Origin of the sequence: Streptomyces sp. NPDC101225, assembly GCF_044767585.1 — a bacterium.
Classification (GTDB): domain Bacteria; phylum Actinomycetota; class Actinomycetes; order Streptomycetales; family Streptomycetaceae; genus Streptomyces.
Window position 1 is genome coordinate 15,924 of sequence record NZ_JBIWOE010000045.1, and the last position, 25,127, is coordinate 41,050.

At 72.2% G+C, this 25,127-nt stretch carries 22 protein-coding genes and 2 tRNA genes; 14 read left to right on the plus strand and 10 right to left on the minus strand.

The genetic code is table 11. The features are described 5' to 3' along the window. The first annotated feature begins 18 nt into the window (after positions 1-18). The 4 genes from ACIRPX_RS38670 (at position 19) to ACIRPX_RS38685 (ending at position 3,342) form a co-directional block, all read left to right on the plus strand. Positions 19-312 (plus strand): Dabb family protein, encoded by a 294-nt coding sequence (locus ACIRPX_RS38670; RefSeq protein WP_404204205.1) that lies wholly within the window; start codon positions 19-21, stop codon positions 310-312. Positions 313-482: 170 nt separating this feature from the next. Further along, a complete protein-coding gene (locus tag ACIRPX_RS38675; protein ID WP_404204207.1) occupies positions 483-1,334 on the plus strand; it encodes an RNA polymerase sigma factor SigF in 852 nt (283 codons plus the stop codon). A gap of 304 nt (positions 1,335-1,638) precedes the next feature. Then, the gene (locus tag ACIRPX_RS38680) at positions 1,639-2,529 is read left to right on the plus strand and encodes an RNA polymerase sigma factor SigF (RefSeq protein WP_404204209.1); all 891 of its coding nucleotides are present in this window, start codon (positions 1,639-1,641) and stop codon (positions 2,527-2,529) included. A gap of 54 nt (positions 2,530-2,583) precedes the next feature. Beyond that, positions 2,584-3,342: a hypothetical protein gene (locus tag ACIRPX_RS38685; protein WP_404204211.1), complete on the plus strand. Its 759-nt coding sequence runs from the start codon at positions 2,584-2,586 to the stop codon at positions 3,340-3,342. Positions 3,343-3,354: 12 nt separating this feature from the next. Here the strand turns inward: ACIRPX_RS38685 and ACIRPX_RS38690 are convergent, their stop codons facing one another. Continuing rightward, positions 3,355-3,558: a hypothetical protein gene (locus tag ACIRPX_RS38690; protein WP_404204213.1), complete on the minus strand. Its 204-nt coding sequence runs from the start codon at positions 3,556-3,558 to the stop codon at positions 3,355-3,357. A gap of 205 nt (positions 3,559-3,763) precedes the next feature. On the opposite strand from ACIRPX_RS38690, the gene ACIRPX_RS38695 reads away from it, so the two are divergent. From ACIRPX_RS38695 to ACIRPX_RS38710, 4 genes are all read left to right on the plus strand, one after another. Further along, positions 3,764-4,264, plus strand: a complete 501-nt coding sequence (locus ACIRPX_RS38695; protein ID WP_404204214.1) for a MarR family winged helix-turn-helix transcriptional regulator — start codon at positions 3,764-3,766, stop codon at positions 4,262-4,264. A 13-nt stretch (positions 4,265-4,277) separates the two neighbouring features. Beyond that, on the plus strand, positions 4,278-6,839 hold the full coding sequence (locus ACIRPX_RS38700) for an MFS transporter (protein WP_404204216.1): 2,562 nt from the start codon (positions 4,278-4,280) through the stop codon (positions 6,837-6,839). Between the two features lie 106 nt (positions 6,840-6,945). After that, positions 6,946-7,767 (plus strand): YceI family protein, encoded by an 822-nt coding sequence (locus ACIRPX_RS38705; protein ID WP_404204218.1) that lies wholly within the window; start codon positions 6,946-6,948, stop codon positions 7,765-7,767. A 48-nt stretch (positions 7,768-7,815) separates the two neighbouring features. Continuing rightward, complete coding sequence (locus ACIRPX_RS38710) at positions 7,816-8,286, plus strand: PPOX class F420-dependent oxidoreductase (RefSeq protein ID WP_404204220.1); 471 nt, start codon at positions 7,816-7,818, stop codon at positions 8,284-8,286. Here ACIRPX_RS38710 and ACIRPX_RS38715 read toward each other — a convergent pair whose 3' ends face one another. From ACIRPX_RS38715 to ACIRPX_RS38745, 7 genes are all read right to left on the minus strand, one after another. Then, positions 8,287-9,042: a TetR/AcrR family transcriptional regulator gene (locus ACIRPX_RS38715; RefSeq protein ID WP_404204222.1), complete on the minus strand. Its 756-nt coding sequence runs from the start codon at positions 9,040-9,042 to the stop codon at positions 8,287-8,289. A gap of 329 nt (positions 9,043-9,371) precedes the next feature. Further along, the gene (locus ACIRPX_RS38720) at positions 9,372-11,633 is read right to left on the minus strand and encodes a glycosyltransferase family 39 protein (RefSeq protein ID WP_404204225.1); all 2,262 of its coding nucleotides are present in this window, start codon (positions 11,631-11,633) and stop codon (positions 9,372-9,374) included. After that, complete coding sequence (locus ACIRPX_RS38725) at positions 11,630-13,156, minus strand: glycosyltransferase (protein ID WP_404204227.1); 1,527 nt, start codon at positions 13,154-13,156, stop codon at positions 11,630-11,632. The genes ACIRPX_RS38720 and ACIRPX_RS38725 overlap by 4 nt, the downstream gene beginning before the upstream one ends. A gap of 14 nt (positions 13,157-13,170) precedes the next feature. Then, complete coding sequence (locus ACIRPX_RS38730; protein WP_404204229.1) at positions 13,171-14,784, minus strand: ATP-binding protein; 1,614 nt, start codon at positions 14,782-14,784, stop codon at positions 13,171-13,173. Beyond that, positions 14,781-15,521, minus strand: a complete 741-nt coding sequence (locus ACIRPX_RS38735) for a response regulator transcription factor (protein WP_404204231.1) — start codon at positions 15,519-15,521, stop codon at positions 14,781-14,783. The genes ACIRPX_RS38730 and ACIRPX_RS38735 overlap by 4 nt, the downstream gene beginning before the upstream one ends. 186 nt (positions 15,522-15,707) lie before the next feature. Continuing rightward, a complete protein-coding gene (locus ACIRPX_RS38740; protein ID WP_404204233.1) occupies positions 15,708-16,592 on the minus strand; it encodes an amidohydrolase family protein in 885 nt (294 codons plus the stop codon). Positions 16,593-16,617: 25 nt separating this feature from the next. Continuing rightward, positions 16,618-17,493: a DUF2797 domain-containing protein gene (locus ACIRPX_RS38745; protein ID WP_404204235.1), complete on the minus strand. Its 876-nt coding sequence runs from the start codon at positions 17,491-17,493 to the stop codon at positions 16,618-16,620. Between the two features lie 251 nt (positions 17,494-17,744). On the opposite strand from ACIRPX_RS38745, the gene ACIRPX_RS38750 reads away from it, so the two are divergent. The 4 genes from ACIRPX_RS38750 (at position 17,745) to ACIRPX_RS38765 (ending at position 19,565) form a co-directional block, all read left to right on the plus strand. Then, positions 17,745-17,948 (plus strand): hypothetical protein, encoded by a 204-nt coding sequence (locus ACIRPX_RS38750; RefSeq protein ID WP_404204237.1) that lies wholly within the window; start codon positions 17,745-17,747, stop codon positions 17,946-17,948. Between the two features lie 137 nt (positions 17,949-18,085). Further along, complete coding sequence (locus ACIRPX_RS38755; RefSeq protein WP_404204239.1) at positions 18,086-18,535, plus strand: hypothetical protein; 450 nt, start codon at positions 18,086-18,088, stop codon at positions 18,533-18,535. Positions 18,536-18,723: 188 nt separating this feature from the next. After that, complete coding sequence (locus tag ACIRPX_RS38760) at positions 18,724-18,969, plus strand: hypothetical protein (RefSeq protein ID WP_404204241.1); 246 nt, start codon at positions 18,724-18,726, stop codon at positions 18,967-18,969. Between the two features lie 365 nt (positions 18,970-19,334). Next, positions 19,335-19,565 carry a hypothetical protein gene (locus tag ACIRPX_RS38765; protein ID WP_404204243.1) on the plus strand — a complete coding sequence of 77 codons (231 nt, stop codon included), beginning with the start codon at positions 19,335-19,337 and terminating at the stop codon, positions 19,563-19,565. A 107-nt stretch (positions 19,566-19,672) separates the two neighbouring features. Here ACIRPX_RS38765 and ACIRPX_RS38770 read toward each other — a convergent pair. Together ACIRPX_RS38770 and ACIRPX_RS38775 are read right to left on the minus strand one after the other, a co-directional pair. Next, positions 19,673-19,745: transfer RNA gene (locus tag ACIRPX_RS38770), tRNA-Arg, on the minus strand. Between the two features lie 196 nt (positions 19,746-19,941). Beyond that, a tRNA-Ser gene (locus ACIRPX_RS38775) sits at positions 19,942-20,032 on the minus strand. Positions 20,033-20,215: 183 nt separating this feature from the next. Here ACIRPX_RS38775 and ACIRPX_RS38780 point away from each other — a divergent pair. Both ACIRPX_RS38780 and ACIRPX_RS38785 read left to right on the plus strand, forming a co-directional pair. After that, the gene (locus ACIRPX_RS38780; protein WP_404204245.1) at positions 20,216-20,713 is read left to right on the plus strand and encodes an SSI family serine proteinase inhibitor; all 498 of its coding nucleotides are present in this window, start codon (positions 20,216-20,218) and stop codon (positions 20,711-20,713) included. A gap of 318 nt (positions 20,714-21,031) precedes the next feature. Next, positions 21,032-25,117 (plus strand): PAS domain-containing protein, encoded by a 4,086-nt coding sequence (locus ACIRPX_RS38785; protein WP_404204247.1) that lies wholly within the window; start codon positions 21,032-21,034, stop codon positions 25,115-25,117. The last annotated feature ends 10 nt before the right edge of the window (positions 25,118-25,127 follow it).

The window sequence follows — 25,127 nt, forward strand, 5'->3', positions numbered from 1 at the left end:
ACAGCACTAGGAGCGCGCATGATCCGGCATCTCGTCCTGTTCAAGCTCAACGAGGGCGTCTCCCGCGACGATCCGCGCGTCGCGGCGGGCGAGGAGGCCTTCCGGACGCTGGACGGGACGATTCCCGAGATCCGCTTCTGGGAACTGGGCTGGAACCTCAGCGACCGCCCCATCGCCTACGACTTCGCCATCAACTCCGGCTTCGAGGACGCGGCCTCGCTGCGGCGCTACGTCGAGCACCCCGAGCACCGCGCGGGAGTGGCGCTGTGGAAGGAGTTCGCCACCTGGGTGATCGCCGACTACGAGTACTGAGCCGGCCCGGAAGGGCCCCGCACCGGAAGCGGCGCGGGGCCCTTTTGCATGGCCTGCCCCAACTTGCCCTCAACACGGCGTAATGCGGTGCTTGCACACAGTCCACATCTCTTGTGATGCTATGACCACTTTTGACGGATGAGTTGATCGATTGTGAGGCGGAGTTGACCGTGCCGGCCAGTACTGCGCCTCAAGCACCGCCCCGGGAAGCCGTGTCGGACACCGCGACGGCCACGCCCGAGGCCGCACCGCCGCGCAGCCGCGGTGCCGACACCCGGGCCCTGACCCAGGTGCTCTTCGGCGAGCTCAAGACCCTCAGTCCGGGCAGCCCCGACCACATCCGGGTGCGCGGGGCGCTGATCGAGGCCAACCTCCCGCTCGTGCGCTACGCGGCGGCCCGCTTCCGCTCGCGCAACGAGCCCATGGAGGACGTGATCCAGGTGGGCACCATCGGGCTCATCAACGCGATCGACCGCTTCGACCCGGACCGGGGCGTGCAGTTCCCGACCTTCGCGATGCCGACCGTGGTCGGCGAGATCAAGCGCTACTTCCGCGACAACGTCCGCACGGTCCACGTCCCGCGCCGCCTCCACGAGTTGTGGGTGCAGGTCAACAGTGCCACCGAGGACCTGACGACCGCCTTCGGGCGCACCCCGACGACGGCCGAGATCGCCGAGCGGCTGCGCATCACCGAGGAAGAGGTCCTCTCCTGCATCGAGGCCGGCCGCTCGTACCACGCGACCTCCCTGGAGGCCGCCCAGGAGGGTGACGGGCTGCCGGGCCTCCTCGACCGGCTCGGCTACGAGGACCCCGCCCTGGACGGTGTCGAACACCGGGATCTCGTCCGCCATCTCCTCGTACAACTGCCGGAGCGGGAACAGAGAATCCTTCTGCTGCGCTACTACAGCAACCTCACCCAGTCACAAATCAGCGCGGAACTCGGCGTCTCCCAGATGCATGTGTCGCGGCTACTCGCGCGTAGCTTCCAGCGGCTGCGATCCGCCAATCGGATCGAGGCATAAGAGGCGCACAGGCGCACGCTCCGGAACACCGCAGATCGCAAACAGGATCGACGCGTAACCCGCGAGAGCGAATCGCTCACCAGGGATGTTCCTGACGTTTCTGTGCTGAAAAAGCCTCAGACCCCCTCTTTCCAGGGCCGATTCGCATCTCACGTGTCGACATGTCACTACAGCGTGTTGCCGACATGTGACATTCTTCCCCAAGCGCGTTTGCCGAGGCCTCGGCTCCGGTATTCAGGTGAAGGCTGAACTCCTCGCCGAGGGGACTTCGGCCGCGACCGTCCCGCGACCCAGAGGGGGTGGCATGTCCGCAGATCAGGGCAGCTCGAAGGTGCTCACGCTCGCGAAGAGCGATTCCGCGCCCACCGACGCCGTGCTCGACGAAGCTCCGGTGGTGGAGGCGCCCGACGCCCCGGCCATCCCGGCCCCGGAGAACATCGACACCCGCACCCTGTCCCGCTCCCTTTTCCTGCGGCTCGCCGCACTCGACGAGAACAGCCCCGAGCGCGCGTACGTGCGGGACACCCTCATCGAGCTCAACCTCCCGCTGGTGCGCTACGCGGCGGCCCGCTTCCGCTCCCGCAACGAGCCGATGGAGGACATCGTCCAGGTCGGCACGATCGGCCTGATCAAGGCGATCGACCGCTTCGACTGCGAGCGGGGCGTGGAGTTCCCGACCTTCGCGATGCCGACGGTCGTCGGCGAGATCAAGCGGTTCTTCCGCGACACCTCGTGGTCGGTGCGCGTGCCGCGCCGGCTCCAGGAACTGCGGCTGGCCCTGACGAAGGCCAGCGACGAGCTCTCCCAGAAGCTCGACCGCTCCCCGACCGTCCCCGAACTGGCCGCCGTGCTCGGTGTCTCCGAGGAGGACGTGGTCGACGGCCTCGCGGTCGGCAACGCCTACACGGCCTCCTCGCTGGACTCCCCGGCCCCCGAGGACGACGGCGGCGAGGGCTCCCTCGCGGACCGCCTGGGCTACGAGGACACCGCCCTGGAGGGCGTCGAGTACCGCGAGTCCCTGAAGCCGCTGCTGGCCAAGCTCCCGCCCCGCGAGCGGCAGATCATCATGCTCCGCTTCTTCGCCAACATGACCCAGTCGCAGATCGGCGACGAGGTCGGCATCTCGCAGATGCACGTCTCCCGCCTGCTGACCCGCACACTGGCGCAGCTGCGCGAGGGACTCATCTCGGACTGAGCGGGCCCCGGCCCGGGGGTTCCCATTTGACGGAGCGTCAGCCACCATGGCGCGATGCTGCGTGGGACCTCTCGCACGACATGGACACGTGGCCGTCGAGGCGCCCTGATCGGCGCATCGGCGGCCGTCGTCTGTCTGGGCGCCGCGCTGGCGGCGTGCGGGGGCGGCGGTCCGGGCGAGGGCTACGTCGCCACCGGAGCGGCCGGCGGCGCACCCCGGCCCTCGGGTACGGCGGCGGCTCCGACGGGCGGGGTGACGCTCGTGCCGCTGGACGGCAGCCCGCGGCGGAGCGGGTCCCCCGCGGCGGCGGGCAGTCCGAGCGGCCTGCCGGACGACCCGCCGGCGGGGGCTGCGCCGGCAGCGGCAACGGCAACGGCGTCGACATCGGCTGCCGGGGCCACGCCGGGAGGAGACGCCGGCGGCAGCCGCGGCGGCGCCAAGTCCGCCTCCGGGAGCCCGGCTTCGCCGTCGCCCGCGGCAACTCCCGGTGCGGAGACCCCCGCCGGGCCCGCCGACCTGGCCTGGAGCGATCCGACGCGGACCGCGACGGACCGGCGCTGGTGCGAGGACGTGACGCTGACCTTCACCAATTCCGGCGGTACGGCGGTCCGTTCGGGCACCGTCACCTTCGGCACGCACATCATCGGCGCGCTCGGCATCGACTGGGCGACGAGGACGTCCGACGTGCCGCTCCCGGCGCCGATCGGCGCCGGGGCGGACAGGAAGAAGACCTGGACGGTGTGCGTCGACGCCTGGCGCGTGCCGCTGGGCATGCACATCGAGACGCGGGACGTCACCGTCCGGTGGAAGTGACCTGGGCTCTCGCTACATCATCGCGAGCCAGGCGACGGCCGCCACGACCGCCACCGCGACGACGATGCCGACGATCAGGCCGATCCGGGGACCGGACGGCGCGGACGCCTGCTGACGGCTCTGCCGGCCCTGCGGGCCCTCGTCGACGAACGCGCGGAACATCTGGGTGCTGCCTGCGGGGTCGTGGTTGCCCTGGGGGCCCTGGGGGTTAGCCATGGCAGCAGACCCTAGCGAATCAGCGGGTGCGGCCCAAGTGGGGGGCGGCCGTCCGCCCCCGCCTCTCGCCCCTCACTCCCACCTGCGTTTTTACGATCGCCATACATGACTTTGCCAAGTTTTTGTCCCGCACCTCGCCCTTTTATTTGCCTGCAGCAACCAACAACTCTTATGGTTGCCCCAAGCAACGAATACGGGAGGTGGGATGACCGAGCGGACGCAGTACGAGGAGCTGATCAGGCAGTTCAGCGCCTTCGGTGCCGTGAAGCGGGAACTCGGCCGGATCCTGCCGTCCGACTGCCCGAGCGGCAGCGCCACCGTACTGACCCTCCTGGGCCGCCACGGCGACATGCGCATGAGCAAGCTCGCGGAGCTGCTCGCCGTGGACATGTCGGTCACCAGCCGCCATGTCGCGCACCTCGCCGAGCGCGGCTGGATCGACCGCTCCCCCGACCCGGCGGACAAACGGTCCCGGATCGTGCACCTCACACCGGCGGGCCTGGCCTGCCTGGAGGAACTGTCCGAGCGGACCACGCAGCTGCTCGCCGAGCGGCTCGCCGACTGGAGCGACGAGGAGGTCGCCCAGCTCACCCGGCTCATGACCCGGCTGCGGGCCAGCTTCGACGACTGCCGCCCCGCACCGCCGCGACTGCCGCCGCCGGCCGTCGCACCCGAGCCGGCCACCCGTACACCAGCAAGCATGTGAGAAAAGGAAGCCCATGGCAACGACCACACCAGCCGGTGTGCGGGCTCATGCCAAGCACGGGGGAGGCTCCGCCGAGCACGACGCCCCGATGACGCACCGGCAGATCATGGAGGCGCTCTCCGGGCTGCTGCTCGGCATGTTCGTGGCGATCCTGTCGTCCACGATCGTCACCAACGCGCTGCCGCACATCATCAGCGACCTCGGCGGCGGCCAGTCGGCCTACACCTGGGTCGTCACCGCCTCACTGCTGGCGATGACCGCGACCACACCCCTGTGGGGCAAGCTCGCCGACCTGTACAGCAAGAAGGCGCTCGTCCAGATAGCCCTGGTCGTCTACGTGCTGGGCTCGATGGCGGCCGGTCTGTCGCAGAACCCGGGCATGCTGATCGCCTGCCGTGTCTTCCAGGGCATCGGCGTCGGCGGGCTGTCCGCCCTCGCCCAGATCGTCATGGCCGCGATGATCTCCCCGCGTGAGCGCGGGCGTTACTCCGGTTACCTGGGCGCCACCTTCGCCGTCGCCACCGTCGGCGGCCCGCTGCTCGGCGGTGTCATCACCGACACCTCGTGGCTGGGCTGGCGCTGGTGCTTCTACGTCGGCGTCCCCTTCGCCGTCATCGCCCTGATCGTGCTGCAGAAGACGCTGCACCTGCCGGTCGTGAAGCGGGACGTGAAGGTCGACTGGGGCGGCGCCACCTTCGTCGCCGCCGCCGTCTCGCTGCTGCTGGTCTGGGTCACCTTCGCCGGTGACAAGTACGACTGGCTGTCCTGGCAGACGTACACCATGGTCGGCGGTTCGATCGTGCTCGGCGCGCTCTTCATCCTGGTCGAGTCCAGGGCGAGCGAGCCGATCATCCCGCTGCGCCTGTTCCGCAACCGCACCATCACGCTCGCGTCGCTGGCCTCGCTGTTCGTCGGTGTCGCGATGTTCACCGGCACGGTCTTCTTCAGCCAGTACTTCCAGCTGGCCCGGGACAAGTCCCCGACGATGTCGGGTGTCCTGACGATCCCGATGATCGGCGGCCTGTTCGTCTCCTCCACCGTCTCGGGGCAGTTCATCACCCGCACCGGCCGCTGGAAGGCGTGGCTGGTCAGCGGTGGCGTGCTGGTCTCGGCCGGCCTGGGCCTGCTGGGCACCATCCGGTACGACACGGACTACTGGAAGATGGCCGTCTTCATGGCCTTCATGGGTCTCGGCATCGGCATGATGATGCAGAACCTGGTGCTGTGCACGCAGAACCAGGTCGACCCGGGCGACCTCGGCTCGGCCAGCTCCACGGTCACCTTCTTCCGTTCCCTCGGCGGCGCGGTCGGCGTCTCGGCGCTGGGCGCGGTCATGTCCCACCGGATCACGCACTACGTCACGGACGGCATCGCCTCCCTGGACCCGAAGTACCGGGCCGCGCTGGCCGGTTCCAGCTCGTCCGGCGACAGCATCCCGGACCTGGGCAAGCTGCCGGTGCCGCTGCGCACGCTGCTGCAGAGCGCCTACGGTCACGGCATCGCCGACATCTTCATGATCGCCGGCGCCCTCGCGGCCTTCGCGTTCCTGATCAGCCTGTTCATCAAGGAGGTCCCGCTGAAGACCAAGGGCGGGCTCGCGCAGGCCGCCGCCGCGGAGGAGGCCCCTGACGCCGGTGCCGAGGCCGAGGGCGACGGCGAGGCCGCTCCGGCCGCCGCCGAGGCGGAGGCCGCCGCCCCGGTCACGGAGAAGCTCCCGAGCTGGGCCGTCGCGGAGACGGCTGCCGCCGTCGACGGCATCCAGCAGCCGGCCGCCGTGGCCACCATCGCCCGGCCCGAGGAGCCCGCCCCCTCCGGCGGCACCCCGGTACGCGGTTTCGTGCGCGGCGACGAGAGCGCGCCGGTGCCGCAGGCCGCCGTCACGCTGATCTCGCTCGCGGGACGGCAGCTGGGCCGGTCGGTCGCGCAGGCGGACGGCTCCTACGCGCTGGAGGCGCCGGGCACCGGCTCGTACGTCCTGATCGCCTCCGCCGCCGGCTTCCAGCCGCAGGCGTCCACGGTCGTGGTCAACGGTGAGCCGGTCTCGTACGACATCCTGCTCAGCGGCACCAGCGGGCTGAACGGTGTGGTGCGGGCCGCCGCGACGGCGCTGCCCGTCAAGGACGCGATGGTCATCGTGACCGATGTGCGCGGTGACCTGCTGGCCACCGGGACCACCGGCGAGCAGGGCGAGTTCGCCTTCGCGGAGCTGGTGCCGGGCGCCGTGACCGTGGCGGTCAACGCCGCCGGGTTCCGGCCGCGGGCGCTGCCCGTGGAGGTCGGCGGCGCCGGCGTCACCCGGATCGAGGTCGACCTCGACTCGGGCGCCCAGGTCCAGGGCGTCGTCCGGGCGCCGCACGGTCCGCTGGCCGACGCCCGGGTGACCCTCGTGGACGGCGCGGGCAACGTGGTCGGCACCGCCACCACGGGCGCGGACGGCGCGTACGCCTTCACCGACCTCGACAGCGGCGAGTACACCGTCATCGCGACGGGCTACGCGCCGGTGGCGACGGCCCTGACGGTGAACGGCCGCGGCGTCGACGACCACGACATCGACCTGGCCCACCCGGCCCAGTAGGGCCCGGGTCCGGCCTCCGGCCCGTGGCAGGTACGCCCTGAGCGGCGGTCCCCCTGCCGCGGGCCGGACTCTTGACGACCGACAGCACGTGCAGGGAGAAAACGGGATGGGACTGTCCGCGAAGATCCGTACGCGGGACGGATGGGCCGTGTCGCACGCGGTCGTCACGGTGACCGACACGGCCGGCACGCAGGTGCTGCGCGCCGAGGCGGACTCGGAGGGCGCCGTACGGGACGCGACCGCGCTCGCGCCGGGGCCGTACACCGTCGTCGTCACGGCCGTCGGGTACGCGCCCGTCGCCTCCAGCGCCCTCGTCACGGCGAGCGGACGCGCCGAGCTCGGGGCGGTGACGCTGTCCCGGCAGGGCGGCACCGAGCTGCCGCCGCCCGGGACGTGGACCATCGACCCGGCGCACTCGTCGGTGGGCGCGGTCGCCCGGCACCTGGGCATCTCCAGCGTGCACGGCCGCTTCACCGACTTCGCCGGGCGTATCGAGATCGCCCCGGACGAGGTGGAGAAGTCCCGCGTGGAGGCGGTCGTCCGGGCCACCACCATCGACACGGGCAACGGCATGCGCGACGGCCACCTGCGCTCGCCGGACTTCCTGGACACCGAGAGGTACCCCGAGATCACCTACCGGTCCACGGGCCTGACGGCGGCCGGCGCCGACCGCTGGACCGTGCACGGCGAACTGACCCTGCACGGGGTCGTACGCCCGGTCGACCTGGACCTGGCGTACCTGGGCACGGGACCGGACCCGTGGGGCGGCACGCGCGCCGCCTTCCGCGCGACGACCGAGCTGCGCCGCGAGGACTTCGCCATGAACTACAACCAGGTGCTCCAGGCGGGCATCGCCGCGATCGGCACCACCCTGAGAATCGAGCTGGACATCCAGGCGGTGCAGGGCACGTCCCTGCCCCGGACGTAGGCACGGCAGGAGCAGGCTGAGCGGCGACCGGGAGCCTACGCTGGCGGCATGGCACCCAACATCGCTACGAACACGACCGTCTCCCGCGACGACCTGCTCGACTTCGTACGGCCCCGGCACCGCGCCATCCTGCTGACCCGGCGTGCGGACGGCGGCCCGCAGGCCTCACCGCTGACCTGCGGTGTGGACGACTCGGGGCGGATCGTCGTCTCCACCTACCCGGAGCGCGCCAAGACCCGCAACGCCAAGCGGGACGAGCGGGTCAGCCTCGTCGTGCTGAGCGACGAGTGGAACGGCCCGTGGGTGCAGATCGACGGCACCGCCGAGGTGATCGACTCCCCGGAGTCCGTGGAGCCGCTGGTGGAGTACTTCCGCAACATCTCCGGCGAGCACCCGGACTGGGACGAGTACCGCGCGGCGATGGTCAAGCAGGGCAAGTCGATCATCCGCGTCACGCCCGAGCGGTGGGGGCCGGTGGCCACGGGCGGCTTCCCGGCGCGGCTGGCCCCCGAGCAGTAGTCAGCTGCGGGCCACCATCGCCTCGATGCCCGCCACCAGCAGGTCCAGGGCGAACGCGAAGTCCCGCTCGCGCATCTCCTCCACCGTGTCGCCACCGCGGGCCGCCATGATGTCGGCGTTCTGCCGGACGATCGCGGCGGCCCCGGGGGCCTGGTTCACCGCGCTCATGGCGTGCCGGAAGTACTCGTCCTGGGTCATCCCGGCGGCGGCGCAGCGGGCGATGAAGTGGCCCTCGATCGTGCCGAAGCCGTAGACGAACTGGAAGACGGCCGACAGGGCGCCGGACAGGCCGTGCACGGGCAGGCCCGTCTTGCGGATGATGTGCTGGACGACCTGGGAGAAGGCCAGCGAGTTCGGGCCGATGTTCAGGAAGGTGCCGGCCAGCGGGGACAGCCAGGGATGGCGGACCAGCAGGGAGCGGTACTCGCTCGTCAGCGCGCGCAGCTGGTCGCGCCAGTCCTCGTCGGCCTCCGGATCGGGCAGGGTGAGCTCGCCGAACGCCGCGTCCAGGGCGAGTTCGAGGAGGTCGTCCTTGGTGTCGACGTACCAGTAGACGGACATCGCGGTGACGTTCAGCTCGCCGGCCAGCCGGCGCATCGAGAACTTGGCCAGCCCCTCGGCGTCCAGGAGCCGGACGGTCACCTCGGTGATCCGGTCCCGGTCCAGCCCCGACGGCTGCCCGCCGCGGCCGCTCCGGCGGACCTTGCCCTCCAGCCACACGCTGGTCCGCGCCGCACGCTCGGCTGCCCTCACCATTGGCGCACCTTCCTAGACGTCCGTTCACCGATCAAGATGCTAGGCGGCAGCGAATCTGAACAGGCGCGGGGAACTGCGCGATCAACCCAATTCGACCCGCAGCCGCCAGACGGTCGATGCCACCGAGCTCTCAGGCGACCAACACCCCCGAGTCTGCCCGCTCAGCACGACACAGCAACGCCGCGGCCGGCAGCCCACCGGGCGGCACGGCGACGGCACGGGCCACGAGGGATCGCGACGCCCAGAAAACGCTGTACACCGTATGGCGGTGTGGCCATACGGTGTACGTACAACGATGTTCCGTCGGCGTGGGCCGCTCGTGCGCCGCGTCAGCCGCTCGCCTTCTGCGTCAGGTCGTAGAAGGTGGCCGAACCGGCCGTCACCTTCTTGAAGTTCTTCTCGACCCACGACGTGATCTGCGAGGAAGTGCCGCTGCCGCTGCCGCCCATGCCGCCACCGGTGCCGGACGAGATGAAGTAGTGGATCTTTCCGTCCGCCACGTACTTCTTGAACTGGGCCAGGGTCGGGGACGGGTCGGTGCCGTTGAAGCCGCCGATCGCCATCACCGGGTCGCCGGTGGAGAGCTGGTAACTCGCCGCGTTCTGGGCGCCGATGGCCGCGGCGACCCAGGTGTACTTCGAGGCGTCCGTCTCCAGCAGCTTCTTCGCCTGCGAGCTGACGCTCGCGCCGTTCAGCAGGCCGCCGGCACCGCCGCCTCCGCCACCGGGGCCGCCCTGCCGGTTCTGGCCCTGGGTGCCGCCGTCGCCGTTCTGCTGGCCCTGCTGGCCTTGCTGGCCCTGCTGGTTCTGCTGACCCTGCTGGTTCTGGCCCGGCATGCCGCCGCCGAAGCCGCCGCCCGGAAGGCCGTTGCCGTTCTGGGTGCCGCCGTTGCCGTTCTGCTGGTTCTGCTGGCCCTGCTGGTTCTGGCCCGGCATGCCGCCGCCGAAGCCGCCGCGCATGCCTCCGCCGCCGGGGCCGCCGCGGCCGCCCATCACGCTCGCGCCGGACGGACCGGCCGTCACGATGGAGCCGGTGTGGCCCTCCTGAAGGGTGCTGAGGGTGTACGCGGTCGGACCGGCCAGCGCGGCCACCAGGCCCACCGCCGCCGCCCCGAGGGCGAGCCGGCGGCTGACGCGGCCCGCGAAGATCAGGCCGAGCGCGGCGGCGAGACCGCCGACCAGGACCAGGTACTTCAGCCAGGGCAGGTAGTCCGACGTGCGGTTGAGGAGCACGTAGCCCCAGGCGGCACCGGCCACGACCGCGGCCGCGAGGGTGATCGAGGCCCACGTCTCGCGACGCTTCTCCCACAGGAGCGCGGAGCCCATGCCGGTCACGGCCGCGATGTAGGGCGCGAGCGCCACCGTGTAGTACTGGTGGAAGATGCCCGCCATGTAGCTGAAGACGATCACGGTCATCAGCAGCGAGCCGCCCCAGACCAGGAACGAGGCGCGGGTGACGGACGTCCGCCCGAGCCTCCTCGTCGCGACGAGGCCGGCCACCAGCAGGATCAGCGCCGCCGGCAGCAGCCAGGAGATCTGGCCGCCGATCTCGGAGTTGAACATCCGGTTCCAGCCGGTCTCGCCCCACATGCCGGAGCCGGTGCCGCCGCCACCGCCGCCCACACTGCCGGTCTCGTCGCCGCTGAGGCGGCCGAAGCCGTTGTAGCCGAAGGTCAGTTCAAGGAAGCTGTTGTTCTGCGAGCCGCCGATGTAGGGGCGCGAGGACGCCGGCCACAGCTCGACGACCGCGACCCACCAGCCGCCGGAGACCACCAGCGTGGCCGTGGCCGCGGCCAGTTGACCGAGCCGCTTCCTCAGCGGGACCGGCGCGCAGACCGCGTAGACGAACGCGAGGGCCGGCAGGATCAGGAAGGCCTGCAGGGTCTTCGCCAGGAAGGCGAAACCGATCGCGGCACCGGCCCACATCAGCCACTTCGTCCTGCCGTCCTCGATACCGCGGACGGTGAAGTAGCAGGCGAGCGCCATCAGCAGCGCCAGCATGGCATCCGGGTTGTTGAACCGGAACATCAGCGCCGCGACGGGAGTGAGCGCGAGCACCGCGCCCGCGATCAGACCGGCGGCGGGGCTGAACCGGCGCCGTACGGCCGCGTACACCACGGCGACCGTGGCGACGCCCATCAGGACCTCGGGGACGAGGATCGCCCACGAGTTGAGGCCGAAGACGCGCACCGACAGCTCCATCGGCCACAGGGAGGCCGGGGGCTTGTCGACGGTGATGGCGTTGCCGGCGTCCAGCGAGCCGAAGAAAAACGCCTTCCAGGACCGGCTGCCGGCCTGGACGGCCGCCGAGTAGAAGGAGTTGGCGTAGCCGGAGGCACTCAGGTTCCAGAGGTAGAGCAGCAGGGTGGCGGCCAGCAGGCCGAGGAAGGCCGGGCGTGCCCAGCGCGGGTCCTCGGGGCGGCCGCGCCACAGTCTGCGGGCGAAGGGCTGCTTCGGCTCGCCGCCCTGGGGGGCCGCGGAGGGCGCCGGCTCCGCCGCGGCCGGGGCGGCCGGAGTGGCCGTGGAAGGCGGGCCCCAGGAGGAGGGTGCGGCTCCTCCCTCGTGGGTCGTCCGGTCGAAGTGGGTGGTCATCGGGGGTCCCTCGGATCGGTCTCGGTCGGACGCACCGGCTGAAGGTGCAGGGTGGCGTCCTCCCAGCTGCGGTCCGCGACGTCGCCGGCGCGGATCTGGGTCGTCTCGTGGTGCTGGTGCGCGACGGGACAGGCGACCGGCCGCTGCGGCAGCGGAGGCTGCGGCAGCGGAGGCTGGTGTGCCTGCCGGCCGTACGGCTGCGGCCGGTACCCCGGGTGCGCGGCCGTGGCGTAGGTCGGCGAGGACGGGTTGTGCAAGGCCACCACGGTGGACGGCTCGCCCTCGGCCCGGTCGGGGAAGACCCACGCGCGGAAGAGCAGGAAACGCAGGACCGTCGCCGCGAGGTTGGCGGCGACCAGGACCGCGAGTTCGGTGGAGTGCGCGGGGTTCGACGTCGCCGCGTTCAGGGCGGCGAGCGATCCGCTGGTCAGCGCGAGGCCGATGCCGAAGACCACGAGGCCCTGCGCCTGGTGGCGGACGGCGCCGCCGCGGCCGCGCACCCCGAAGGTGAGGCGCCGGTTGGCGGCCGTGTTCGCCACGGCCGAGACCAGCAGCGCGAGCGCGTTGGCGATCTGCGAGCCGCTGAACTGCCGGAAGACGCTGTAGAGGAGGAGGTAGAAGAGGGTGGACAGACCGCCGACGACGCAGAACCCGACGAGCTGGCGGGCCAGCCCCTTCGGTACGTCCTGGATGTCGCGGTCGCGCGGGTCGTCGCCGAACGGCCGGGTGATCCGGTCCAGCGGCAGCGAGCCGGTGGCCAGGGCCTTGCCCACCCGCCACACCCCCTTGAGGTCCTCGGTCGCCGTCCGCACGATGTGGACGGTCGAGTCCGGGTCGTCGACCCAGTCGACCGGCACCTCGTGGATCCTGAGGCCCGCGCGCTCGGCCAGGACCAGCATCTCGGTGTCGAAGAACCAGCCGGTGTCCTCGACCAGCGGCAGCAGCACCTGCGCGACATCACGCCGGATCGCCTTGAAGCCGCACTGCGCGTCGGAGAAGCGGGCCTGCAGCGAGCCGCGCAGGATGAGGTTGTACGCGCGGCTGATGAACTCCCGCTTGGGCCCGCGCACCACGCGGGAGGAGCGGGCCAGCCGCGAGCCGATCGCCAGGTCCGAATGGCCCGAGATCAGCGGCGCCACCAGCGGCAGCAGGGCGTTGAGGTCGGTGGACAGGTCCACGTCCATGTAGGCGAGGATCGGCGCCTCGGAGGCGGACCACACCGTGCGCAGCGCGCGGCCCCGGCCCTTCTGCTCCAGGCGGAAGTCGGCGACCTCGGGAATCTCCGCCGCCAGCCGCGCCGCCACCAGGGAGGTGGCGTCGGTCGACGCGTTGTCGGCGATCGTGATGCGGAACGCGTACGGGAACGTGCGCCTGAGGTGCTCGTGCAGTCTCAGCACACACGGCTGGAGGTCCTTCTCCTCGTTGTAGACGGGGATCACTACATCCAGGACGGGCGTACCGGCGTCGCCGGCCGGGAGGTGCTCCCGCGCCGGCAAGGTGCCGGGAGAAGAGTCGGTTCGCATACGAACGACTCTGGTCAAGCGCCCTGTTGCACCCATGTGGTGGCACTGTGCTGCGCCTGTGAGTGCGATTGCCAATTCGTTTCGGGGGCCGGATGGGGCAGCGCCGCGGCGAGCGCCGGCAGATGGACGGTGAACACGGTGCGTCCCGGGACGCTGTCCACGGTCACCGCACCGCCGTGCGCGGCCGCGACGGCCTGCACGATCGCAAGTCCCAGTCCGGTGGAGCCCGTCGCCCGTGAGCGCGCCGAGTCGCCGCGGGCGAACCGCTCGAAGACGTGCGGGAGCAGGTCGGCCGGGATGCCCGGTCCGTTGTCCTCCACGTCCACGCACAGCCACGGTCCCCGGCGCTGCAGGCGTGCGGTGACGGTCGTGCCGGGCGGGGTGTGCTTGCGGGCGTTGCCGAGCAGATTGACCAGCACCTGCTGGACCCGGGCCGCGTCGGCACTGACCAGCGCGGGTTCGTCGGGCAGGTCCAGGCGCCAGTTGTGGTCCATGCCGGCCGCGCGGGAGTCGCTGACCGTGTCGACGACCAGCGGAATGAGGTCGGTCTGCTCGAACTGCAGCGGCCGTCCGGCGTCCAGCCGGGCGAGCAGCAGCAGGTCCTCCACGAGGAGCGTCATCCGGCCGGCCTCGGACTCGATACGGCCGAGGGCGTGCCGGGTGTCGGGGCCGACCTGTTCCCTGCCGCGTCTGGTCAGCTCGGCGTACCCGCGGATGGAGGCCAGGGGTGTTCTGAGCTCGTGGCTGGCGTCCGCCACGAACTGCCGGACCCGCATCTCGCTCTGCTGACGGGAGTGCAGGGCGCCGTGGACGTGGTCCAGCATGCGGTTGAGCGCGGCCCCGACCTGGCCCACCTCCGTGTGCGGGTCGGTCTCGGACACGGGCACCCGCTCGCTGAGGTTCACCTCGCCGGTGTGCAGGGGGAGTTCGGAGACCCGGGTCGCCGTGGCGGCGACCCGGCGCAGCGGACGGGTGGCGACGCCGACGAGCGCGTAGCCCGCGATGACGGCGGCCCCGAGCCCGGCGGCGGTGACGCTGACCTCGACGAGGATGAGGGTGTTGATGGTGCTGTCGGTCTCCCGGGTGGGGAGGCCGACGTAGTAGCCGCTGCGGTACTCGACCCGGTAGCTACCGAGTCCCGGCAGGTCCACGGTGTGCGGATTGCCGTCCTGGGAGACCTGGCCGAGCGCGCTCTTCTGAGCGCTGGTCAGGTTCCTGGCGCTCATCTCGTAGGTGGAGTTGGACTTCTTGCCCACCTTGCCCTCGGTGACGCTGCCGTTGACGACGGTGGCCGCGACCGTGCCGCTGGGCTGCGGAGCGTGCTTGACGAAGTCACCGAGATCCGTCGTCTTCGCGATCGGGTTCTGGCCGCCGCCCTGTCCCGGCGGCGAGCCGTCCCTGCCCATGCCGGGCGGCTTGAAGTCCCCCGACGCACGCGCCGTGGCCTCACGCAGCTGTCCGTCCAGCTGGTCGTAGAGATGCGAGCGCAGCGCCAGCGTCGTCACCGTTCCGATCACCGCGCACACGACGGCGATCAGCACCACGGACGCGACGACGAGCCGCGCCCGCAGGGTGCGCGGCTGTCCCGCCCGTCGCTTCTGCGCCCGCGGTCGTCGCCGTCCGCTCATGACGCGGCGGGCTTGATCAGATAGCCGGCACCACGCCGGGTGTGGATCATCGGCTCCCGCCCGGCGTCGATCTTCCGGCGCAGATACGAGATGTAGAGCTCGACCACGTTGGCCTGCCCGCCGAAGTCGTACGACCACACGCGGTCGAGTATCTGGGCCTTGCTGAGCACGCGCCGCGGATTGCGCATCAGGAAGCGCAGCAGCTCGAACTCGGTGGCGGTGAGGTGGATGTTGTCCCCGGCCCGCGACACCTCGTGGCTGTCCTCGTCGAGCGTGAGGTCGCCGACGACCAGCACCGATTCGGAGCGCCGGTCGGCGGCGCCGGAACGGCGGATGAGACCACGCAGCCGCGCGACGACCTCCTCCAGGGAGAACGGCTTGGTGACGTAGTCGTCGCCGCCGGCCGTGAGCCCCGCGATGCGGTCCTCGACCGCGTCCTTGGCGGTCAGGAAGAGGACCGGCACGTCCGGCAGCTCGCGGCGCAGCCGGCCCAGGACGGTCAGGCCGTCCATGTCGGGCAGCATCATGTCGAGGACGACGGCGTCCGGCCGGAACTCCCGCGCGGTCTGGATGGCACCCGTGCCATCTCCCGCGCTCCGGATCTGCCATCCCTCGTAGCGCAGGGCCATGGACAGCAGTTCGGTGATCGACAGCTCGTCGTCCACCACAAGCACGCGGACGGGGCTCCCGTCCGGCCTCAGCAGTTCGGTGCGCCCCTGGGGCGAGGTCGTGGTCATGGTGGAAACACTGTCGGTGTGCTCTGAGAGCACCCTTTCGGCAACCTGTGATTTCCCTGAGAAACGCACAGGGGCCTCTCAGGGAACCCCTGGGAACCGCCTGCCGGGCGCTCACCGCACGGCCCGGTCGCCCTCATCATCCGCCGGGCCGGGGTGATCAGGGCGTAAAGCCCGCCTGTGCGCTCCTCACAGGCCGAACAGCCGCGCTCCGTTGTCGTGGCAGACGGCCCGCAGCCACTCCTCGCCGAGCCCCAGCCGCTCCAGGGCGTGCAGCTGATGGACGTACGGGTAAGGGATGTTGGGGAAGTCGCTGCCCAGCAGGATGCGGTCGCCGAGGCCGCCGAGGCGGGGCAGGGCCCGGCTCGGGAACGGCGCGAACCGCTCGCTGAAGTCGGTGAACGCCATCGTGGTGTCCAGCCGCACCTCGCCGTACCGCTCGGCGAGGTCGAGGAAGTCCTCGTACTCCGGCATGCCCATGTGTGCGACGACGAGCCGGAGCCGCGGGTGGCGGGCCAGCACGCGCGCGATCGGCTCGGGTCCGGTGTGCTTGCCGGGGGCGGGTCCCGAGCCGCAGTGGACGACGACGGGGACGCCCGCCTCGGCGAGCAACCCCCAGGCGGGGTCGAGCAGGTGGTGCGCCGGATCGTACGCCCCCACCTGCACATGGGCCTTGAACACCCGCGCGCCCGCCTCGACGGCCTCCCGTACGTACGCCTCGACGCCCGGCTCCGGGAAGAGGGTGGAGGTGTGCAGGCAGTCGGGCGTACGGCGGGCGAAGTCGGCCGCCCAGCCGTTGAGCCACTGCGCCATGCCGGGCTTGTGGGGGTAGAGCATCGCGGTGAAGCGGCGTACCCCGAACTCCCGCAGCCGCGCGAGCCGTTCCGCCTCCTCCTCGCGGTAGGTGATCGGCCACTCGACGCCGCCGGTCAGCGGGCCGAGCGCGTCGAAGTAGTCCCAGACCTTGTGCAACACCCGCTCCGGCATGAAGTGCGTGTGCACATCCACCAGTCCGGGCAGGCGGAGCCGCTCCCAGAACAGCCGGACCTCCGCGCCCTCCGCCGTCTCCGTCATACGCCCTCTCGAACTCTCAGCCGCTTCAGAACAGGCCGTCCTGAACTCCCGCCGCCTCCCTGAACCCGCGCACAGGCACGCTGCATCCATCCTCACCCACGGCCGGGACGATCTCCCACCCGGTCATCAGACGGGTGTCCAGCACGACGACCCCGCGCCCGGCCGCCAGATGCAGGTCCGGCCCCGCGGCCGCGAGCAGTTCCCCGCTCAGCCGCCCGCCGGCGACCAGCTCGCTCACCTCCCCCGCTGCACCCGGCAACCCGGCCAGCCCGAACACCCCGGCGTGGTCGACGACTTCACACGGCTCGCGCGCCAGCGAATCCGGCCACCGGTCCAGCGCCGCGGCCCGTGCGTGCAGCGCCCGGATCTCGGCCGCCCGCTCGGCGGCGGACTCCGGCAGCCGGGAGCGCACCGCCCGCTTCTCGGCGTACGGGATGCGGTCCGGCACCCGCAGCGCGGCGCGCAGCAGCTCCTCCGTGCGCCGGGCGGCCATCAGCGGTCCCAGGCCGAGCCAGCTGAAGCAGACGGCGCCCTGCTCCAGCAGCCGCGCCGAACCCCGCTCCGCAGCCGTGATCCCGACCTTGGCCATGCCGGGCCCGAACCAGGCCAGATATACGTGGTACGGCCGCGGGTCGTCCGCGATCGTGTCGGCGGCCACGGAGTGCGCCCGGTCCAGACGCGCACACTCCTCGCACCGCGCCCCCGTGCTCCGCCCCGGCACGACCGCCCGCACCGGACACGCGTGCCCCCGCGCTCCCACGCATCGGCGCACACCCCCGTCCGCGACCGCGAAGGCCACCCGCTTCCCCCGGGCCAGCGCGCTGCGCCGCCCGCCGTCCCACGCCAGCACGGGACCGTCCGCCGACCACCGCAGCCCCGAGCACTTCCATGCCTGTGCCATCGCTGTCGAGACTAAAGCGTGCCGAGAACGTGACGTGAGCCGACCGACGGGCTGGGTACCTGCAGGAGCGAGGCCGCACGGACGGGACCGGCCGCCGCAGGGGGGAGGCGGGGGGAGGGCATCCCCCTGCGGGTACGGTCGGCCGTACCCCGGACCCGGTAGGGCGCCTCATGGTGCCGGAAGGGCGGTCGGGGCATCGTGGAACCCAGCGAACCAACGCCTGCACAGGCTCTCTCCGAAGGGAGACTCCCATGAGGCCGCAGCAGTCCTCCCGGCCGAGCAGTTCCTTGAACGACCTGGTCACAGCCACCGACGAGAGCGATCTGGCTCCCTTCCTGACCGCCTGGGACACGGCCCATCCGGCCCTGTCCGACCCCGAGTGGCGCCACGTCCTGGACGAGATCGCGCACCCGCGCACCACGCTGGCGTTCCGCCGCCTGGCCGAAGCGGCGTAGTGCTCCCGCACCGTCGGACTCCGGCCGCGCCCCACTGACCAGGGGCATCACAAACGGGTCACTCCTTTTGTACATTTTCCACACATCGCCCGCCCTGGAACTACGGTCGGTTCACTCGAAGCGCCAGGGGGGACTGGATGAACAGAGCACGGTTGGGCAGCGCGGGTCTGCTCGTCGCGAGCCTGATACTCAGCGCGACCGGCTGCGGCGACGGAGGCCGGCAGCCCGTCGAGACCAAGGCCGAGCCCGCGACGACCGTCACCGCGACGGTGACGGCGACACCCGAGCCGGGACCGACGGTCACCGAGACCGTCACGGCCAGGCCGAAGCCCCGCCCGACGGTCACCGTCACGCGAACGGTCACCGTGAAGGCCGCGGGCACGTCCACCGGAAGCGGCGGAAGCGGGAGCAGCAGCGGGGGCGGAGGAGGCACCGGTACGTGCTCGATCGTCTCCAACGCGGGCAACTGCTATGCGGCGGGGCAGTTCTGCCGCAGCAGCGACCACGGGGCCGTCACCACCACCGCCGGCGGATCGGCGATCAAGTGCACGTACAGCGCGAACGCTTGGCGCTGGACCTACGCCTGACGGCGCGACACGTTTCGTGCCCGCCCCTCTCCATGCCCTGAGAGCCAACTGGCCGAGCCGTGAGGCACGGATGGCAGTCTCGAAGAGCGCCTTGGAACATATCGGACTAGCCTCCGAAATGAGCGCAAAGTGGATCTTTGTGGAGTGGATCTTTCAACGGTGCGCTCGACCCAACCCAAGGAGGAGAAATGCGCAAGCTCCCCAAGGCGGCTGCCGCAGCCGCCGTCATCGCTCTCGTCGGCTTCATAGGCACCGGCTCCGCCAGCGCCGCTCCGAGCGCGCCCGCCGGACACGGCGGTGGATGCAGGTCCCACGACCTGAACCTGGACGTCCTCGGCCAGGTCGGCCTCCTCAACGGCCTCCTGGGCAACGCCATCAACGGCGAGGGCAATCCAGGCGGCCAAGCCAATCACGTCGGCTCAGAATGCGATTGACGAGCATCGGGATCAGCATCACATAGCCATGGAGAGGCCCCGGCCCAGCCCGGGGCCTCTCACCTGTCCCGGCGCGCACCGCACGGCTGGAGTCGCACAGCGGTCCACGCACACCGGCTCCGCCCCTCCGCCCCTCGGCCGCTCGCCACGTGAGCGACGAGGCCGACGACTGCCGCTCACGCTCACCGACGACTGCCGCTCACGCTCACCGGCGCCGGCCGCCGATGCCGGCCGCCACATGCGGCCTTGACCGCGCGGCCCTTCCTCCCGCCCGCCGGACAACGCCCCCGTCACCTTCGGCACCTCCGGCACCTCCTGCGACAATGTCCCGACACCGACGCTGGTCATGAGGCAGAGGGAACGACGTGCTTCTCCGTGGGGTGCTCGCACTGATCGCGGGCGGCGCTTTCATCGTGGTGGCCTGTGGCTGGCGCGGCGTGGACATCTGGGTGTGGGACTGGTCGGACGCGACCTTCTCGGAGCGCAACAGGACGCGATGGGGAACGCCCTGGAAGAACCTTGAACGCATGAGACTGCAGTTCGGATTCATGGGAGTCGTCCTGGTGATCCTCGGCCTGGCGACCCTGACACACTGACGGCACGGAAGCGGACGACCACCGGGCGGGCCGACGACCGGAAAGCCGCCGGCAAACTCCCCTACAACGCAAGAGGCCCCGCATCGCTGCGGGGCCTCTCACCTGTGTGCACTCGGCAGGATTCGAACCTGCAACCTTCTGATCCGTAGTCAGATGCTCTATCCGTTAAGCTACGAGTGCTTGTTTTGTTTTTGCCGGTCCTGGTCCTTTCGGCCCGCTCGCGGCGACAGGAAGAACATTACATGACTGCCGCCGCCATGTGAAATCCGTTTGCCGCACCCCTTGTGACCTGCGGGAACGGCTGTCGGGGCGGTTGCCGGAACGACGAAGCCCCGGTCGGGTGGACCGGGGCTTCGGTGATCATGTCGATCAAGGGCGGAGGCGGAGGGATTTGAACCCTCGATGGGCTTTAAGACCCAAACCGCATTAGCAGTGCGGCGCCATAGACCGGACTAGGCGACGCCTCCAGCACAGCCGCTCGCGCGAGTGGTGCGTGCAGATGATGACACAGTCGAGCGTGGTGTCACCAATCGGCTCCTACGGTACTAGGCAGGCGGGCCGCAGAGCAAAGCCCTTCCGCTCGTGCCGGGCTCCCGTCGCCGGTGGGGCGGGAGGCGCAACGTCCTGGTGGGTGAGGCGTTAGTCAGGGCATGTCGCTCGCCCGGTTCCTGGTCGTCGCCGCGACCGCCGCCGCCTCCGTCGTGCCCTGCGTCGCGTCCGGCGCCGCGCACGCCGACGCCGCCCGCCCCGCCCTCGCACCGCCGCCCGCACAGAACAAGGACGCCGGGGACCGGCACGAGGCCGTCGCCGGCGACCACCTCACGGTCACGGTCCGGCGGGCAGGCGACGGCCTCGACGGGACGTACGAGCTCCGCTGCCATCCCGAAGGCGGCACCCATCCCGCCCCCTACGCCGCCTGCGCGGCGCTCGACCGCGGCACGACGTGGGGCAAGGACACCTTCGCGCCCGTGCCCGACGACAGCGTCTGCACCATGCAGTACGGCGGGCCGGCCACCGCGCACGTCACCGGATGGTGGGCCGGGCGGCCCGTCGACGCCTCGTACGACCGCAGCAACGGGTGCGAGATCGGCCGCTGGGACCGGCTCGTACCGCTGCTGCCCGACCTGCGGCCGCACGGGCTGCCGTAGCCGCACAGGCTGCCGTGGAAGCGGAGGCGGAAGCCGGGCGGGCGGGCCGGACGGGCGCGGCCGGACGGGCGCCGGCGCAGCGGCGAAATCGTGGAGGCGGTGTGGCCGGCGTGTGGGGCGGGAGTCAAGGGCGGGCAAGGCGCGCAGGCCAGGGGATGCGGTCACACGTTCTACGTCACTTCCTCGTGCGACCTCCCTCTCATCCGCCGCCGCGACCGCGAGCGGTGCCCGTAGACTCCCTCGCGTGACACGTCGCGGGCAGGTTGGCAAGATGGCCCGAGCGGTCGGCAAGATGCGGTAACAGGGAGGAAGCGTCTCGTGAGCAGCAGGCCATCCCGAGGCGCTGCTCGCCTCGCAGCCATACTGGACGCGCTTCCCGATGCGTTGGTGCTGGTCAACGCGAACGGTACCGTCGTCAACGCGAACACCATCGCGCTCGAGGCGTTCGAAGCGCCCGGGACCGCACTCGTCGGCCGGGGACTGCTCGACCTCCTGCCGCAGTTCGACTCCAAGCTGATCCCCGGCTCCATGCGCCGGCCCGACCACATGGACCCGGCCGGGCGGACCAAGCCGACGCGCATGATCGCGCGGCGGACCGACGGCGCGGAGTTCCCCGTCGAGGTCACCAGCGCCAACCTGGAGAACGGCCAGCAGGCCTACGACGGTTACGGCTACAGCGGCGACGAGCTGCTGATGCTCGTCGTACGCGACCTGACCGGGACCGTGGACACCGAGGCGGAGCTGGCGCGTTCGCAGCGGCAGACCGAGATGATCCTGCGGGCCGCGTCGGAGGGCGTGGTGGGGACGGACACCGACGGGCGGATCGTGCTCGTCAATCCGGCCGCCGCGCAGATCCTGGGATACCGGGCGAGCGACCTGGGCGGCAAGGAGCTGCACGAGCTGGCGCTGCACTCGCGCGCCGACGGCTCCCCCTTCCCGTACGCCGAGTCGCCGCTCGCCGACACCCTGCGCTCCGGGCGCAAGCACCGGGTGCGCGGTCAGGTGCTGTTCGCCAAGGGCGGCGACCGGGTCTCCGTCGACCTGACCACCGCGCCCGTGCGCGACGGCGACCAGCTCGTCGGTGCCGTGATGACCTTCACCGACCGGCGGCCGTACGACATGCTCGCCGACGAGAAGACCGACCTGGAGAAGCGGCACACCGAGGAGCTGGAGCGCCTGGAGGAGGAGCACGCCTCCGAACTCACCGCCCTGCGTCAGAAGCACGTCACCGAACTCGAGGACCTGCAGGAGCAGCACGGCGAGGAGATCGCCGCGGGCGAGGAGCGCTACGCCGCCCTCGGCGAGCGGGAGAAGGACCGCTACGAGGCGCTCGCCGCGCGGCACGACCAGCTGCTGACGCTGCTGGGACGGTCGTTGCGCGGCCCGCTGGACGAGCTGCGGCGCGAGCTGGCCGCGCTCGCCGCGGACGACGCCGGGCAGCTGTGGCCCGAGGCCAACCAGGTGCTGCACCATCTGTCGGCCGGCTACTCACGGATCACCACGCTCATCGACAACGTGCTCGGCTACCAGCTCATCGACGCCGGGAGCGAGCAGATCACCCGTGTGAAGGTGATGCTCGACACGGTCGTCACGGCCGGTGTCGACGGCGCCGTCGACCTCATCGGGCCGGGCCGGGTGCAGTTCGCGGTGCACGCGCCGCCCATCGAGGCGGAGGTCGACCCGCAGCGCCTGGCGGGCGCGCTCGCCCATCTGATCGCGGACGTCGCGGGCGTCGACGCGACCGGCAACGCGCCCGTCTCGGCGGGCGGTTACATGGACAACACCGTGGTGGTGGCGGCCGCGCAGCGCGGTGAGGTCGTACGGATCGAGGTGCGCGGGCCGTACGCCGGGGGAGACCCGGTGCACGAGCCGATCGTGCGCGGGATCGTGCGCGCCCACGGCGGTGTGCTGCAGACCCACGAGGTGCCGGGCATGAGCGGCAACGCGTACGTCCTCGAGGTGCCCATCGGCGGCGGTGCCGGGGCCGTGACGGCCGGGATCCCGGCGCAGGCCGCGGGTGCCGACGACGGCGTGTCCGACCAGACCTCCGGCGGACGGCGGCGCGCACGGCGCTCCTCCGTCGACGCGTTCCTGGACGGCGACGGCTCCGGCGGGTCCGGTGGCCCCGCCGAGCGCGAGGACACGGAGGCCGCCGCCCCCACCGGCCGGCGGCGCAGGCGTGCCGTCGAGGAGTCGGAGGCCGCCGCGGCCTCGACCACAGGCGCGCTGGAGGTGGCCGGTGGCACCGGGCGGCGGCGCGGCCGGCCGGCCGAGGGCGCCGTGGTGATGGCGGGCGAGAATTCCGCGGGAACGGCTGCCGCCGGTACGGGCCTGGGCGGGACGGTGCCTCCGCAGGGCGTGCCCGCGCCGGGCGGCCGGCGTGCCCGGCACGGCGGCGGTGAGCAGAACGCCCTGCCCGCGGCGCTGCCCGCGCTCGCCGCGTCCGGCGACCCGACCGCGTCCGGCGACCCGACCGCGCTCGCCGAGAAGGCCGAGCCGACCGGGCGCAGGCGCCGTGCCCTGGCCGCCGCGCAGGACCGCGCCGCGGCGCAGGAGGCGGCTCCCCGTTCGGTGTTCGCCCTGCCTCCGGCGGAGGCGGACCGCCCGGCCGAGGCCATGGAGGCGCAGGTTCCGGCGCGGGGACAGGCGCCCGGGCCCGCGCAGGCCCAGCCGCAGATTCCGGTCCAGGCGGCCCCCGTCGCGGCGCAGGTGCCCGGCACGGCCGGCCACGGCTCCGCCGCCTCCGCCGGCGCCCGGGCCGAGGACGGCCGGCACGACGCCGTGCCGCACGACCAGTCCGGCGACCACACACCGCCCCAGCCGCATCCGACGAGCGCGCCGACGGGGCGCCGTCGGCGTGCGGTGGCGCAGCCCGCGGCGGCGCAGGAGGGCGTGCCCGCACCGGCGCAGGCCGCCGCCCAGCCGGTCCCCGCGCAGGCCGCACCGGCCGCGGCCCCGGCCGCGAACGCGGCGCAGCCCGCCGCCCAGCCGCAGCCCGCCGCCCCGCCGCCGGCCGCGCCGGGCGCTCCCGTCCGGGAGAACGCCGCCGGGCCGCTCCCCGTCGAGGCCGCCCCCGGCCGGCCCGCGCAGGCTCCGGCCACCCCGCTGCCGCCGCAGGCTCCCGCGGCGCAGGCGCAGGCTCCGGCGCGCCCCGCCCAGCCGCTGCCCGCCGAGGCGGCCGCCGCGGCCGCGGCACCGGCTGCCCCCGGCGCGCCCGTCGACCCCAACTCCACGCAGGGACGGGCGATCAGCGTCCGGACGCTGGGACAGGGCGTGCCCTTCACCCGGCAGGCCGAGCAGGTCCAGCAGCCGGCCTCCCCCACACCCGAACAGACGCACGCGGGGGCGTCCCCGTCGCCCGCGCCGCACACCCCGGCCGGTGGCGGCCGGCGCCGCAAGCTGGGCACCCGGGCCGAACCCGGCGCAGCGGCGGCCGCCCCGGAGCAGGCGGCCCGTCCGCACCCGCCGGCCGAGCAGGCTTCCGCGACGGGGCAGCAGCGCCAGGCGCAGCCGTCGCTCGCCGGCCAGCCGCGGCTCGCGCAGGCGACGGAGGCCGCCGGACGGTCGTACGCCATAGGGGCTCCGGACGAGAACGCCGCCGAGGGGCCCGAGCCGCTGGACGGGCCCGGCGGGGCCGTCGAGATCGCTGACCCGCCGCGGCCGCAGCCGATGGACGACGAACTGCCGCCGGAGCCGCTGGACAACCCGCGCCGACTGCTGGTGTGGCCCGCGCCGGACGTGACGACGCAGCAGGCGCTGAGCGACCGCGGCTACCGGCCCGTGATCGTGCACTCGCGCGAGGAGGTCGACGCGCAGATCGCGGCCTTCCCCGCCGCGCTGTTCGTGGACCCGCTGACCGGTCCGATCACCCGGACCGCGCTCCAGTCGCTGCGCCAGGCGGCGGTCGCCGCCGAGGTGCCGGTCCTGGTGACCGCGGGACTCGGGCAGGCGACGCGCGAGGCGGCGTACGGCGCCGACCCGGCCGTCCTGCTGAAGGCGCTCGCGCCGCGGGACAGCGAGCAGCATCCGCCGCGTGTGCTGCTGATCGAGGAGCACGCGGAGATCGCGCTGGCGCTGACCGCGACGCTGGAGCGGCGCGGGATGCAGGTGGCGCGGGCCGCGAGCGACGCGGACGCGGTGGCGCTGGCGGGGCAGTTGCGCCCCAACCTGGTCGTGATGGACCTGATGCAGGTGCACCGGCGCCAGGCCGGGATCGTCGACTGGCTGCGGGCGAACAACCGGCTCAACCGCACACCGCTCGTCGTCTACACCGCTGCCGTCGACCAGGCCGACCTGCCGCGGCTGGCCTCCGGCGAGACGGTGCTCTTCCTCGCGGAACGCTCCACGAGCCCCGAGGTGCAGGACCGGATCGTCGACCTGCTCTCGCGGATCGGCACCAACTGACGCGGAGTGC